The organism is Sulfuritalea hydrogenivorans sk43H, from assembly GCF_000828635.1.
GTDB lineage: Bacteria > Pseudomonadota > Gammaproteobacteria > Burkholderiales > Rhodocyclaceae > Sulfuritalea > Sulfuritalea hydrogenivorans.
Map to the genome: position 1 here is coordinate 2008842 of NZ_AP012547.1, position 14336 is coordinate 2023177.

The 14336-nt window shown below is 61.3% G+C and carries 14 protein-coding genes; 5 read left to right on the forward strand and 9 right to left on the reverse strand.

What is annotated here, in order from left to right; all coding sequences use genetic code 11:
- Nucleotides 1–9 precede the first annotated feature (9 nt).
- Nucleotides 10–270, forward strand: a complete 261-nt coding sequence (locus SUTH_RS09765; protein ID WP_052473510.1) for a helix-turn-helix transcriptional regulator — start codon at nt 10–12, stop codon at nt 268–270.
- 3 nt (nt 271–273) lie between these two features.
- Here the strand turns inward: SUTH_RS09765 and SUTH_RS09770 are convergent, their stop codons facing one another.
- The 5 genes from SUTH_RS09770 to SUTH_RS09790 form a co-directional block, all read right to left on the reverse strand.
- Entirely contained in the window at nt 274–1503 is a 1230-nt protein-coding gene (locus SUTH_RS09770; protein ID WP_041098906.1) for a tyrosine-type recombinase/integrase, read from the reverse strand.
- A 296-nt stretch (nt 1504–1799) separates the two neighbouring features.
- On the reverse strand, nt 1800–3365 hold the full coding sequence (gene guaA / locus SUTH_RS09775; RefSeq protein ID WP_041098907.1) for a glutamine-hydrolyzing GMP synthase: 1566 nt from the start codon (nt 3363–3365) through the stop codon (nt 1800–1802).
- Between the two features lie 59 nt (nt 3366–3424).
- Entirely contained in the window at nt 3425–4885 is a 1461-nt protein-coding gene (guaB, locus tag SUTH_RS09780) for an IMP dehydrogenase (RefSeq protein ID WP_041098909.1), read from the reverse strand.
- A gap of 100 nt (nt 4886–4985) precedes the next feature.
- Nucleotides 4986–5306 (reverse strand): RnfH family protein, encoded by a 321-nt coding sequence (locus SUTH_RS09785; RefSeq protein WP_041098911.1) that lies wholly within the window; start codon nt 5304–5306, stop codon nt 4986–4988.
- Nucleotides 5299–5730, reverse strand: coding sequence for a type II toxin-antitoxin system RatA family toxin (locus SUTH_RS09790; RefSeq protein WP_041098913.1), 432 nt, complete (start codon nt 5728–5730; stop codon nt 5299–5301). Before SUTH_RS09790 ends, SUTH_RS09785 begins: the two co-directional genes overlap by 8 nt.
- A gap of 55 nt (nt 5731–5785) precedes the next feature.
- Between SUTH_RS09790 and smpB the strand changes: the two genes are divergently transcribed.
- Both smpB and SUTH_RS09800 read left to right on the forward strand, forming a co-directional pair.
- Nucleotides 5786–6235 carry an SsrA-binding protein SmpB gene (gene smpB, locus SUTH_RS09795; RefSeq protein ID WP_041098915.1) on the forward strand — a complete coding sequence of 150 codons (450 nt, stop codon included), beginning with the start codon at nt 5786–5788 and terminating at the stop codon, nt 6233–6235.
- Between the two features lie 19 nt (nt 6236–6254).
- Nucleotides 6255–7436 (forward strand): multidrug effflux MFS transporter, encoded by a 1182-nt coding sequence (locus SUTH_RS09800; RefSeq protein WP_041098917.1) that lies wholly within the window; start codon nt 6255–6257, stop codon nt 7434–7436.
- 45 nt (nt 7437–7481) lie between these two features.
- On the opposite strand, the gene SUTH_RS09805 is transcribed toward SUTH_RS09800, so the two are convergent.
- Together SUTH_RS09805 and SUTH_RS09810 are read right to left on the reverse strand one after the other, a co-directional pair.
- Entirely contained in the window at nt 7482–8303 is an 822-nt protein-coding gene (locus SUTH_RS09805; RefSeq protein ID WP_041098919.1) for a class I SAM-dependent methyltransferase, read from the reverse strand.
- Between the two features lie 3 nt (nt 8304–8306).
- Nucleotides 8307–9128, reverse strand: coding sequence for an NYN domain-containing protein (locus SUTH_RS09810; protein ID WP_041098921.1), 822 nt, complete (start codon nt 9126–9128; stop codon nt 8307–8309).
- Between the two features lie 87 nt (nt 9129–9215).
- Between SUTH_RS09810 and recQ the strand changes: the two genes are divergently transcribed.
- Both recQ and SUTH_RS09820 read left to right on the forward strand, forming a co-directional pair.
- Nucleotides 9216–11042 (forward strand): DNA helicase RecQ, encoded by a 1827-nt coding sequence (gene recQ, locus SUTH_RS09815; protein WP_041098923.1) that lies wholly within the window; start codon nt 9216–9218, stop codon nt 11040–11042.
- Nucleotides 11043–11129: 87 nt separating this feature from the next.
- Complete coding sequence (locus SUTH_RS09820; RefSeq protein WP_041098925.1) at nt 11130–12374, forward strand: nitronate monooxygenase; 1245 nt, start codon at nt 11130–11132, stop codon at nt 12372–12374.
- 9 nt (nt 12375–12383) lie between these two features.
- Here the strand turns inward: SUTH_RS09820 and cysM are convergent, their stop codons facing one another.
- Nucleotides 12384–13286: a cysteine synthase CysM gene (gene cysM / locus SUTH_RS09825; protein ID WP_041098927.1), complete on the reverse strand. Its 903-nt coding sequence runs from the start codon at nt 13284–13286 to the stop codon at nt 12384–12386.
- Between the two features lie 10 nt (nt 13287–13296).
- Nucleotides 13297–14283: an ADP-glyceromanno-heptose 6-epimerase gene (gene rfaD / locus SUTH_RS09830; protein ID WP_041098929.1), complete on the reverse strand. Its 987-nt coding sequence runs from the start codon at nt 14281–14283 to the stop codon at nt 13297–13299.
- Between the last annotated feature and the right edge of the window lie 53 nt (nt 14284–14336).

The following is a 14336-nucleotide window of genomic DNA, read 5'->3' on the forward strand; positions in this document are numbered from 1 at the left end:
GGAACGACAATGAAAGACGACATCCTATCGCGCAGACTGATTCGCCGGGAAGAACTGCGCAAGCTGATCCCCCTTGCAGATACCACCATCTACGAACTGGAAAAGGCCGGAAATTTTCCCAAGCGGGTCTACCTGACTGCACGCTGCGTCGCTTGGGAACTCTCAGAAGTCGAAAACTGGATTGCCGAAAGACGAAAGGCTCTCAATGTACCGGGGCTAGTCATCCGACCCAATCGCCCAGGCAATCCAGTTCGACCCAAGACTGAGTAGCAGTTAAGCAGCTTTGGCCAGAATAGGAATCACCGTATTCGTACCGGCGATCCAAGAGTCAACCATGTTGGCCCATTGCTGGAGCATGTCTCGTCGCTGATCTGCGTACTCCGCCTTGTTGTAAACAGCTCGGACCCCCCGCTGCTCATGCGCCAGACACTTCTCAATCCAGTCGGTGTTGAAGCCAGCTTCATGAAGAAGTGTTGAGCCAGTTCTTCGAAGGTCGTGGACGGTGAAGTCTTCCAACGGTATGTCCTTCTTGCGAGCTTGCTCGGCCGTAACGATGATGACTCGGTTGAGGGTGTTGTTCGACATCCCTTTATCTCCCTCATAGCGAGAAGGCAACACAAATTCGGAACCGCCAGCACACGTTTTGAGGGCAATCATGATGTCCATGGCCTGCTGTGACAGGTAGACAACATGCGTTCGGCGAGCCTTCATCCGCCCCGAAGGAATGGTCCATCGTGCATTGACGAAGTCGACCTCATTCCAGGTTGCGTTAAGCATTTCGCCTTTTCTGACCAGAGTCAGAAGAATGAGCTTGAGTGCCAGCCTGATCGTTGGCAAGGTCGGGACCGCTTCAAGTTCCTTGAAGAACCAATGAATTTCATCCGGCGATAAAGCCCTGTCCTTCGGTTTGAATGTCGCTATGGACGATGCCTTCACATCGTCCGCAGGATTGGGAACCTTCTGGCCCCGTTCCCTTGCAAATCTGAACACCTGGCTGACAACCTCTCGAATGTGGATCGCTGTCGCAGGTGCATTTCGAGTGATTTTCACCTTCTCGCAGAATGCTCTCAGATCCTCCGGCGTGATCTCCTTGAGGAGGAATTTCCCAAATTGGGGCTCAATATCGCGATCGATGATGGCCTTGCGCATGGCCTTGGTGCTTTCAGCCATGCTGTACTCGTTGAGCCATAGCGTAGTGAATTCGCCAAAGGTCTTGGCCGCCCTGGTCTTCTGGAGCGATCGCTGCTTTTCACGAGCAGGAGACTTGCCCCCGAAGATTTCCTTTTTTGAAGCGATCAGCTTTTCTCGGGCTTCGGAAAGACTGATCCCCTCCGGCCCGTATTTACCAAGAACAATGGTTTCACGACGTCCGTTCAAGCGATAGTCGTACCTGAAGGATATCTGGCCCGTCTTGGTGACTGCGATGTAAAGCCCGTCCCGGTCTGCGACCTTGAACAGCTTTCCTGTGGCTTTGATGTTTTTGAGCTGGGTGTCCGTAAGCATGGTGGTTCTCCATTAATGCCGACTGATACCGTCAGCTGAAAAACGCACCATTTCGGCCGGAAACCCGCACCAATACTGGAAGTCTTTCGCTGTGATACCGTCAGCGAGGCAGTTTTGACTTGACGGTATCGATGCTACGGAGAGGCCCAAAAACTGCCAATACCGTCAGCGATACCGTCAGGAGAACTCGACTACCCCCGAATGCTGGCGAACGTCCGCGAAAGACAATTTTGTTTTAATTCAGGTCATTAAGCCTATTTTTTGAACGTAGGCGAATGCTGCCGAAAGACCCTGAATCATTCCCACTCGATGGTCGCCGGCGGCTTGCCCGAGATGTCGTAGACCACGCGGTTGATGCCGCGCACCTCGTTGATGATGCGGTTGGAGACGCGCCCCAGCAATTCGTGCGGGAGTTCGGCCCATTTGGCGGTCATGAAGTCGGAAGTCTGCACTGCGCGCAGCGCCACCACATATTCGTAGGTGCGGCCGTCGCCCATGACGCCGACGCTCTTCACCGGCAGGAATACGGCAAAGGCCTGGCTGGTCTTGTCGTACCAGTCCGCCGCGCGCAGTTCGTCGATGAATATCGCATCGGCGCGACGCAGCAGGTCGGCGAATTCCTGCTTCACTTCGCCGAGGATGCGCACGCCGAGGCCGGGGCCGGGGAAGGGATGGCGATACACCATCTCGTGCGGCAGGCCCAGCGCCACGCCGAACTCGCGCACTTCGTCCTTGAACAGTTCGCGCAGAGGCTCCAGCAGCTTGAGGTTCAGCGTCTCGGGCAGGCCACCGACGTTGTGGTGGCTCTTGATCGCATGCGCCTTCTTGGTCTTGCCGCCGGCCGATTCGATCACGTCGGGATAGATGGTGCCCTGGGCGAGCCATTTGGCGTTGGGCAGCTTCTGCGCCTCGGCCTGGAACACCTCGACGAATTCGCGGCCGATGATCTTGCGCTTCTGCTCGGGATCGCTGACGCCTTTCAGGTGCCCCATGAACTGGCCCACCGCATCGACGTGGATCACCTTGACGCCAAGGTTGCGGGCGAAGGTGTCCATCACCTGCGCGCCCTCGTTGAGGCGCAACAGGCCGTTGTCGACGAAGACACAGGTCAACTGGTCGCCGATGGCGCGGTGCAGGAGCGCGGCCACCACCGAGGAATCGACGCCTCCGGACAGGCCGAGGATCACCTCTTCCTGGCCGACCTGCTCGCGCACCTTGGCGATCGCTTCTTCGACGTAGTTGGGCATGTTCCAGTCGCCGCGACAGCCGCAGATGTCGCGCACAAAGCGGGCATAGATCTCTCGCCCTTTCAGGGTATGCGTGACTTCGGGATGGAACTGCACGGCATAGAAGCGGCGCGCTTCGTCGGCCATGGCCGCAATCGGGGTGGATTCGTTGCTGCCGATGATCTTGAAGCCAGGCGGCAGTTCTGTCACCTTGTCGCCGTGGCTCATCCAGACTTCGAGCAGTCCATGACCTTGTTCGTTGGTGCGATCCTGGATGCCTTCGAGCAGCTTCGAATGGCCCTGCGCGCGCATTTCCGCATAGCCGAATTCGCGCTTGTGGCTGTTCTCGACCTTGCCGCCGAGTTGTGCCGCCATGGTCTGCATGCCGTAACAGACACCGAGCACCGGTACGCCGAGTTCGAACACGACCTGCGGCGCCTTCCATTCCTCGGCCTCGTAAACCGAGTTTGGTCCGCCGGAAAGAATGATGCCCTGCGGATTGAAGTCACGGATGAAATCGGCAGAGACGTCGAATGGATGCAGTTCGCAATACACCTGCTGTTCGCGCACGCGGCGGGCAATGAGTTGTGCGACCTGGGAGCCGAAGTCGAGGATGAGGATTTTCTGATGAGCCATGGCAGGAGCCTATGAAATGACAAAGGCGGCCGCAGCCGCCTTTGTTGTCGGAAACGGGATCAATCGATATGGTAGTTCGGTGCTTCCTTGGTGATCTGCACGTCATGCACATGCGACTCGCGGATGCCGGCGGACGTAATTTCGACGAATTCCGCCCTAGCCCGCATCTCGTCGATCGTGGCGCAGCCGACATAGCCCATCGAGGATCGCAGGCCGCCCATCAACTGATGGATCACGGCGGTCACCGGCCCCTTGTAGGGCACGCGGCCTTCGATGCCTTCCGGCACCAGCTTTTCGACATTGGCGTCGGAATCCTGGAAGTAGCGATCTGCCGCGCCATCCTTCATCGCGCCGAGGCTGCCCATGCCGCGGTAGGCCTTGTAGGAACGGCCCTGATACAACACGGTTTCGCCCGGCGCCTCCTCGGTACCGGCGAACAGGCCGCCGAGCATGACCGCATTGGCGCCGGCGGCGATGGCTTTGGAAATGTCGCCCGAGTAGCGAATGCCGCCGTCGGCGACCAGCGGCACACCGCTGGCTGCCAGGGCGTTGGCAACCATGTCCACCGCCGTGATCTGCGGCACGCCGACGCCGGCGACGATGCGCGTGGTGCAGATCGAGCCGGGGCCGATGCCGACCTTGACGCCGTCGGCGCCGTGATCGACCAGCGCCTTGGCCGCGTTCGCGGTGGCGATGTTGCCGCCGATGACCTCGACTTGCGGGAAGTTCTTCTTGACCCACTGCACGCGCTTCAGCACGCCTTCGGAATGGCCGTGGGCGGTATCGACCACGATCACATCGACGCCGGCTTCTGCCAGCAATGCGGCGCGCTCCTCGGTGCCCTCGCCGACGCCGATCGCGGCACCTACGCGCAGGTGCCCTTGCTCGTCCTTGCAGGCAAACGGGTGTTCGTTGGATTTGAGGATGTCCTTGACGGTCACCAGGCCGCGCAACTGGAAGGCTGCATTGACCACCAGCACCCGCTCCAGGCGATGCTTGTGCATCAGCGCCTTGGCTTCTTCGGCCGACGTTCCTTCGGTGACCGTGACGAGGCGTTCGCGGGGCGTCATGATGGCCCGTACCGCCTGATCGAGATTGGTCTCGAAGCGCGTGTCGCGGTTGGTGACGATGCCGACGACCACGCCGTTATCCACCACCGGCAGTCCGGAAATCCGATAACTGCGTGTCAGCGCCAGCACTTCGCGCACCGTCATGGTGGGGGGGATGGTGATCGGGTCTTTCAGCACGCCGGACTCGAAGCGCTTGACCTTGGCCACTTCGGCAGCCTGTGCCTTGGGGTTCAGGTTCTTGTGCACGATGCCGATGCCGCCTTCTTGCGCCAAGGCAATGGCGAGGCGCGCTTCCGTCACCGTGTCCATGGCGGCGGAGAGCAGCGGCAGGTTCAACTGGATCTTGCGGGTGAGGCGGGTGGCGAGGCTGACGTCGCGGGGGAGGATCGCCGAGTGGGCGGGTACCAGGAGGACGTCGTCAAACGTCAGCGCCTTCTGGAGCAGTCGCATAGTGAAATTCCTTGGTTCCAAAAACGCATTATACGCGAGAGCGGAGGCCCTCTTTCGCCGTCTCGTCAGCGCCGACTATTCGCCGATCGTCGCCCGATGATCAGGCTTCGACGCTGTCGCCGCCGCCTTTTTTCATGACTTTCCCCTCGGCGGCCCGTTGTTTGCGGACTTCCTTGGGGTCGGCGATCAGCGGCCGGTAGATTTCCACCCGGTCGCGGTCGCGCAGGGCGGTATCCGGCTTGGCCAGCTTCGCGTAAATCCCGAGCTTGTTCTTCGCCAGATCGATTTCGGGATGTTTGGCAAGCAACCCCGAGGCCTCGATCGCCTGCCCGACCGTACTGCCTTCCGGCAGGCTGAGGCTGGCGATCTCCTGTCGCTCCGGTTTGGCATAGACAACTTCAACGTGGATGGTTTCAGCCATAAATTTTCTGTGCCCTTTTGACAAAGGAATCGACGAAAGTATTGGCGATGTGGCTGAACACCGGGCCCAGCGCCTTTTCCAGCAACTGGCTGGAAAATTCATAGTGAAGGCGGAATTCTACCTTGCAGGCCGTCTCGCCGAGGGGCGTGAAGCGCCAATGGCCGTCCATGTGCGCAAAGGGGCCGTCGGTCAGGCGGATATCCATCAAGCGCGGCTCTTCCTTGACATTCTCGGTCGAGAAATGCGATTTGAGCCCATGGTAATTGATGTGCAATGTCGCGGCAGTCAGCGTCGGGGTGCGCTCATGCAGTTCGGTACCGCCGCACCAGGGCAGGAAAGCGGGATAGTCCTCGACTCGATCCACCAGCACGAACATCTGCTGCGGCGTGCGTTCGATCAGTACGGATTTTTCGACCAGAGCCATCGCAAAGCCCGGTAGACGGGGTGAAGTAGAATGCCGCATTTTATCGCGCCGTCCCATGAGCATCGCCGACAACAAGAAGGCATTCCACGATTACTTCATCGAAGAGCGCTACGAGGCCGGTCTGGTGCTCGAAGGCTGGGAAGTGAAGGCAATCCGGGCCGGGCGCGCCCAGATCAAGGAAGCCTATGTGGTGCTCAAACGCGGCGAGGTATTCCTGATCGGTGCCCACATCACACCGCTGCTTTCGGCCTCGACCCACGTTCATCCTGACCCGGTGCGTACGCGTAAATTGCTCCTGAACGCAGCCGAAATCAGCAAGCTGATCGGCAAGGTGGAACGTGCCGGCTATACCCTGGTACCGCTCGACCTGCATTACAGCAAGGGCCGGGTCAAACTGTCGGTCGGCCTGGCCAAGGGCAAGAAGCAGCACGACAAGCGCGACGCCGAGAAGGACCGCGACTGGGTGCGCGAAAAGGCGCGCGTGATGCGCGACAAACGCGGCTGAGCCGCTGCCTCGCCCCGCCATGACACCCACCACCTTGCTCTGGCTGGTGACCGGCTGCCTGATGTTGCAGCCGCTATCGACCGATCTCTATCTGTCTTCGCTGCCCAGTCTGGCCAGCGACTTTGCCGTCACACCCGCGGCGGTACAGCAGACGCTGTCGCTGTTCGTCTTCGGCTTCGGATCGGCGCAACTCATCAGCGGCCCCCTGTCCGATCGCTACGGTCGACGACCGGTGCTGATCGGTGGATTGTCGGTGTACCTGCTCTCCGGGGTGGCCTGCGCGCTGGCATCTAGCCTCGACTGGCTGGTGGCGGCACGCTTTGTCCAGGCGATCGGCTGCTGCACGGCAGTGGTGGTGGCGCGCGCGATCATCCGCGATGCTTATTCACCCGCCGAAGGTGCGCGGGTGCTGGCCAAGGCCAGTTCCATGCTGTCCCTGGCGCCCATCCTCGGCCCCATCCTCGGCGGCTACCTGCAGGTGGCGTTCGGCTGGCGCGCGGCTTTTGTGACTTTGGCCATCGCGGGAACGATGGTCTGGATTGCCGCCTGGCGCAGCATGAAGGAATCCAACACCAAGCCGAATCCCGATGCCATGCGCCTCGACAATCTGTTCAGCACCTATCTCGGCGTGATCCGCACGCCGGCCTTCTGGGCCTATGCCCTGCCCGGTGCGATTTCCTATGCCGCGATCTTTGTCTTCATTTCCGGCACGCCTTTTGTCCTGATCCGCGTCCTCGGCGTGCCGACGCAATATTACGGCTACCTTTTCGCCTTCGGCGTCTGCGGCTACCTGGGCGGCACCCTGATCTGCCGCCGCCTGCTGGGAAAGATCGGGATCGACCGGGTTCTGGCGCTGGGCACGACGATCGGACTGGTCGGCGGGTTGGGCTTCCTCGGTCTGGTGCTGGCTGATGTTCGCCATTGGGCGCTGGTGGTTGCTGCGCAGTTTGTCGTGATGATGGCCCACGGCCTCAACTTCCCCTGCACCCAGTCGGGTTCGCTGGCCCCGTTTCACCAGCAAGCCGGCGCGGCTGCGGGACTGTTCGGCTGCATCACGATGTTTGCCGCCTTGCTGGCGGGCACGTGGGTCGGCGCGAGCCACGACGGCACGCTGCTGCCGCTAGCGACCATCAGCGCAACGGTTTGCGTGATCCTGTTTGCCAGCGCCCGGCTGCTGGCGCGCCACGGCAAGTCAGCGTAAGCCCGACGCACGACAAATTCGCCGCATCGCCGGCGCCGACTTTCTTCAGTAAAGAAAGCGCGCCTTCAAGTCGTCCAGATTCAGTTCGTGCAGTATCTGCTCCAGGCGTTCGCGCGCATTGCCGCGCGGCGCGTTGGCGAAGCGGGCAATGATCAGTTCGTTCTTCATCGAATGCTCCCAGCCCACCAGTTCGGTAACGCTGAGCTGGTAGCCGTGCGCTTCAAGCAGCAGGCAGCGCAGCACATTGGTGATCTGGCTGCCGAATTCGCGGGTATGGATCGGGTGGCGCCAGATTTCGGACAAGGCTGTTTTGGCCAGGGATTCGTTCTTGTGCCGCCGCATCACGGCTGCGACCTCGGCCTGGCAGCAAGGTGCGAGGACGATGAACTGCGCCTGCTTGTGCAGCGCGAAGCGGATGGCGTCATCGGTCGCCGTATCGCAGGCATGCAGCGCGGTGACAATGTCAATGCGCTGCGGCAGTTGTGGTGACTGGATCGATTCCTCGACCGACAGGTTGAGGAAGGACATGCGGGCGAAGCCCAGCCGCTGCGCCAGTTCGCGTGATTTGTCGACGAGTTCGGCGCGCGTCTCGATGCCGTAGACGTGGCCGGTAGTCCTGCTCTTGAGGAACAGGTCGTAGAGGATGAACCCGAGGTAGGACTTGCCGGCGCCGTGATCGACCAGCGCCAGGTCGCCGCGTTCGGTCATGATCTCCGCCAGCAGCGGCTCGATGAACTGGTAGAGGTGGTATACCTGTTTCAGCTTGCGCCGGCTGTCCTGGTTGAGCTTGCCGTCGCGGGTCAGGATGTGCAGTTCCTTGAGCAGTTCGAGCGACTGCTCCGGGCGGATTTCCGGGGTGCCGCTCACGAATCAGTCTTCGGCGGACAGGCGGATGATGTGCTGGCCCGACTTTTCGTCGCGTTCGAGGATCAGCAGTTTGTGTTTCATGGCGTCTTCCAGCAATTCGCCGAAGGAACGATAGCCGTAGTAGGACTCGCTGAAACCGGGCTTGCGCCGCTTCAATGTCTGCTTGACCATCGAGCCCCAGATTTTCTCGTCCTCGCCGCGCTCGGCGACCAGCGCCTCGACGGTCTCGACGATGAGGTCGATGGCCTCCTGCCGTTTCGGGTCCTCGGCCTTTTCCTCGGGCTTCGGCTTGGCCGCAGTCTGTTTGGCAGGGGTCTTGCGCTCGCCGCGTGGCTTCTTGGCCGGCAGTTCCCGCACCAGGTCGTCGTAGAAAATGAACTCATCGCAATTCGCGGCCAGCAAATCGGACGTGGCCGCCTTGACGCCGACGCCGATCACGCGCTTGTTGTTCTCGCGCAGTTTCGACACCAGCGGTGAAAAATCCGAATCGCCGCTGATGATGACGAAGGTATCGACGTGCGACTTGGTGTAGCAGAGGTCGAGGGCATCCACCACCATGCGGATGTCTGCCGAGTTCTTGCCCGACTGGCGCACGTGCGGAATCTCGATCAGTTCAAAGGCGGCTTCGTGCATCGGCGCCTTGAATTCCTTGTAGCGCGCCCAGTCGCAGTAGGCCTTCTTGACCACGATGCTGCCCTTCAGCAGCAGGCGTTCGAGCACCTTCTTGATGTCGAACTGCGCGTACTTGGCATCGCGCACGCCGAGGGCGACGTTCTCGAAGTCGCAGAACAGCGCCATGCTGGTGATTTCGGGGTTTCCGGCCATGTTTCGACTCCTGTTGGGCAAGGCTCGATGATAACAGCGTGCCAGCGGGCATAATGCGGACTCGCATCCGCCACCGCCTGTTTCCGCATGCCAAGCCCTCTTGAAACCCTGCACCGCGTCTTCGGTTATTCCTCGTTTCGCGGGCCGCAGGCGGAGATCGTCGACCACCTGATCGGCGGCGGCGACGCGCTGGTGCTGATGCCCACCGGCGGCGGCAAGTCGCTGTGCTATCAGATACCTTCGTTGCTCCGGCAGGGCGTCGGGGTGGTGGTCTCACCGCTGATCGCGCTGATGCAGGATCAGGTCGATGCCCTCTTGCAAGCGGGCGTGCGCGCGGCCTTCCTCAATTCATCGCAGGATTTTGCGACGGCCTCCGAAATCGAACGGCGGCTGCGCAGCGATGAACTCGACCTGATCTATGTCGCGCCGGAACGCCTGCTGACCGACCGTTTCCTGGCGCTGATGGATCACCTGCAGGAACGCAATCGCCTCGCCCTGTTCGCCATCGACGAAGCGCATTGCGTATCGCAATGGGGGCACGATTTCCGTCCCGAGTACATCCAGCTCTCCGCCCTGCACCAGCGCTACCCGACGGTGCCGCGCATTGCCCTGACAGCCACGGCAGATCAGCTGACGCGGCAGGAGATCATCGCCCGCCTCAGCCTCGACGCTGCGCGTGTGTTCATTTCCAGCTTCGACCGGCCCAATATCCGCTACACAGTGGTCGAACGCGACAATCCCCGCCGCCAACTGCTCGATTTTCTGGCCCGGCACCGGGGCGTCGCCGGAATCGTGTACTGCCTGTCGCGCAAGAAAGTGGACGAAACCGCGGACTGGCTCAACGAGCAGGGCATTGCCGCCCTGCCCTACCACGCCGGCCTCGACACGGCCGTGCGCCAAAACCATCAGCAGCGTTTCCTGCGCGAGGACGGCATCGTCATGGTCGCGACCATTGCCTTCGGCATGGGCATCGACAAGCCGGACGTGCGCTTCGTCGCCCATCTTGACCTGCCCAAGAGCCTCGAAGCCTACTATCAGGAAACCGGACGCGCCGGCCGCGATGGCGAGCCGGCCGAGGCCTGGATGACCTATGGGCTCAACGACGTGGTGATTCATCGCATGCGCATCGAGGAATCGGTTGCCGGCGACGAGCAGAAGCGTGTCGAGCGCGGCAAGCTTGATGCCTTGCTGGCGTGGTGCGAAACCGCCGCATGTCGTCGCGCCCTGCTGCTCCGGTATTTCAGCGAGGAAGCCAAGCCCTGCGGCAATTGCGATACCTGCCTCGAACCGCCCGAGTTGTGGGACGGCACCGTCGCCGCGCAGAAAGCCATGTCGGCGGCCCTGCGCACCGGCCAGCGCTTTGGTGCAGGTCACCTGATCGACATCCTGCGCGGCAAGGCCACCGAAAAGGTCCGGCAGTTCGGGCATGGCGAGTTGCCGACCTTCGGCGCTGGCACCGATCTCGACGAGGCCGGCTGGCGCTCGGTGTTCCGTCAATTGCTCGCCGCCGGTTTGCTGCATGCCGATGCGCAGGCCTACGGCGGGCTGCGCCTGACCGACGCGGCGCGCCCGGTGCTGAAAGGCGAAACCACGCTGTCGTTGCGCAAGCAGGCAAGCCGTGTTCGCGGCGGGGGCAGGCAGCGAGTGCACGAGTCGGCGCTGGCGACACGGCGATCCGGGGCCGAGGCGCCCATGGCGGAGGCCGATGCACCGTTGTTCGAAGCACTGCGCGCCTGGCGCGCCGATCTGGCGCGCGAGCAAGGCGTACCTGCCTACGTCATCCTGCACGACAAGAGCCTGCGCGAACTTGCGACACGGCGCCCGGCCAGCCTGTCCGGGTTGCTCGATGTGCCCGGCATCGGTCAGGCCAAGGCTGACCGCTACGGAGAAGCCCTGCTTCGGATATTGACTTAAGTAACAAGAATTTTCCGTCGCAATTGCATCAGAACGGCGCCCTGGCAGGCGATAATACAAAGCTGTCAAACACTGGAAAAGTTTGCAATGAAGCGCGTCGACGATTTTCGCCTGCGGCTGGGCAAGCAGGAACTGGTGCCGATCATGGTCGGCGGCATGGGCGTCGACATCTCGACCGCCGAGCTTTCGCTGGAAGCGGCGCGACTGGGTGGCATCGGCCACATTTCGGACGCGATGGTGCCCACGGTTTCCGACCGGCGCTTCAACACCAAGTACGTAAAGAACAAGCTCCGGCAATTCAAGTTCAACGTCGCCAATTCCGACAAGGCCATCGTCAAGTTCGATCTCGGCCTGCTCGCCGAGGCCACCGCGCTGCATGTCGGCCGCACCATGGAGGCCAAACGCGGCGACGGCCTGATTTTCATCAACTGCATGGAAAAGTTGACCATGAACGCGCCGAAGGAAACCCTGCGCGTTCGCCTCAAGGCGGCGCTGGATGCCGGCATTGACGGCATCACCCTGGCAGCGGGACTGCATCTGGGTTCGTTTGCGCTGATCGAGGATCATCCGCGCTTCCGCGACGTCAAGCTCGGCATCATCGTTTCGTCGCTGCGCGCCTTGCAGCTGTTCCTGAAAAAGAGCGCGCGCACCAACCGCCTGCCGGATTATGTTGTCATCGAGGGGCCGCTCGCCGGCGGACACCTGGGCTTTGGCATGGACTGGTCGCAATACGACCTGGCCAAGATCGTCCTCGAAATCCAGGACTGGATGAAGGCGGAGCAGCTCGACATTCCGCTGATCCCCGCCGGCGGCATTTTTACCGGCTCGGATGCCGTCGCCTTCCTGGAAATGGGCGCCGCTGCGGTGCAGGTGGCGACCCGCTTTACCGTGTCGACCGAATGCGGCCTGCCGCAAGACGTGCAGCAGGAATACCTCCGCGCCAGCGAGGACGATATCGTCGTCAACACGATTTCACCAACCGGTTACCCGATGCGCATGCTGAAGAACAGCCCGGCGATCGGTTCCGGCATCCGCCCGAACTGCGAAGCCTTCGGCTACCTGCTGGACTCCGCCGGCAACTGCCAGTACATCGAAGCCTACAACCGGGAAGTCGCGGCACATCCGGATGCGAAAAAAGTCCAGGTGTGGGACAAAACCTGCCTGTGCACCCACATGCGCAATTTCGAGTTATGGACCTGCGGCCACTACACCTATCGGCTGAAGGACACCACCCGCCGCAATGACGACGGCAGCTACCAACTGCTTTCCGCAGAGCACATTTTCCGCGACTATCAGTTCAGCACCGACAACAAGATCGCCTTGCCTGAGTAAGGCGAAAAATCAGGCGGGGAATACCCCTGTCGACAAATAGCGGTCGCCGCGGTCGCAGACGATACTGACGATCACCGCGTTCTCTACCTGATCCGCGATGCGCAGGGCAACGACCAGCGAGCCGCCCGAGGAAATTCCGGCAAAGATGCCTTCTTCGCGCGCCAGCCGGCGCGCCATTTCCTCGGCCTGCCCCTGGCTTACGTGTTCGACCTGATCAACGCGCGAGCCCTCGTAGATTTTCGGCAGATAGGCTTCCGGCCACTTGCGGATGCCGGGGATCTGCGAACCTTCTTCGGGCTGGCAGCCAATGATGCGAATCGCGGGATTCTGTTCCTTGAAGTAGCGCGAGCAGCCCATGATGGTGCCGGTCGTGCCCATGCTCGAAACGAAATGCGTGATGCGACCGCCGGTGTCGCGCCATATCTCGGGACCGGTGCCCTCGTAATGCGCCAGCGGATTGTCCGGGTTGGCGAACTGGTCGAGCACGATGCCCTTGCCGTCGGCCACCATTTTTTCCGCGAGATCACGTGCGGCTTCCATGCCGCCGGCCTTGGGAGTCAACACCAGTTCGGCACCGAAGGCACGCATGGTCTGGCAGCGTTCGACGCTCTGGTTCTCCGGCATGATCAGGATCATGCGATAGCCGCGCATCGCCGCCGCCATTGCCAGGGCGATGCCGGTATTGCCCGAGGTGGCTTCGATCAGCGTGTCGCCGGGTTTGATGCGGCCGCGCGTCTCGGCGTGGACGATCATCGACAGCGCCGGGCGGTCCTTTACCGAACCGGCCGGATTGTTGCCCTCCAGCTTGACCAGAATCGCATTGTTGCGTCGTGCGTTCTCCGTGCCGGGGATGCGCTTCAGTTGCACCAGCGGCGTGTTGCCGACGAAATCTTCCAGCGTTTTCCAGTTCATGGCCGGCAGCTTATCTGGCGAGCCATTTCACGTACTCGGCGACACCATCCTCCACCGCCGAAAATTTCTCCCGGTAGCCGGCGTCGCGCAGCTGTGAAAGATCGGCCTCGGTGAAGCTCTGGTACTTGCCTTTCAGTGCGTCGGGAAATGGAATGTATTCGATGATGCCCTGTGCCACCAGGTCGGCCAGGGGTAGCGCCGGTTTGCCTTCCAGCGCGCGGCAGGCGTTCACGGTGGCGGCAGCCAGCTCGTTGAAGCTTTGCGCACGTCCGGTGCCCAGGTTGTAGATGCCCGATGTGCGGCTTTCCAGGAAGTCCATATTGACCTTGACCACGTCGCCGACATAGACGAAATCGCGGCGTTGCTCGCCATTGCCGTAACCGCCATAGCCCTCGAACAGCTTGACCTTGCCCGCTTCCCGATACTGGTTGAAATGGTGAAAGGCAACCGATGCCATGCGTCCCTTGTGTTGCTCGCGCGGACCGTAGACATTGAAATAGCGGAAGCCCGCCACTTGGGAGTCGGTGCTGGCGAGACGGCGACGCACCACCTGGTCGAAGAGGAATTTCGAATAACCGTAAACATTGAGCGGTGCTTCGAACTCGCGCTCTTCGCGGAAGACGCCACCGCCGCCATACACGGACGCCGAGGAAGCATAAAGCAGCGGAATTTCCTGTTCGGCACAGAAATCCAGCAGCGACAGCGAATAGCGGTAGTTGTTGGCCATCATGTAGCGGCCATCGGTTTCCATGGTGTCGGAACACGCCCCCTCATGCAGGATGGCTTCGACGCCACCATCCAGCTGGCCGTGTTCGACAAGCTCCAGAAACTCCTGCTTGTCGAGATAGTCCGCGATCTCGCAATCGGTCAGGTTGAGGAACTTGTCGGCGCGCTTGAGGTTATCGACCGCGATGATGTCCGACACGCCGCGCTCGTTGAGCGCCTTGACCAGATTTGCGCCGATAAAACCGGCTGCGCCGGTTACAACATAGTACATATCAATTCTCCGCAGCCGGTTTCAGTGAAGGCTAACGCGCGCGCAGCGCGGGT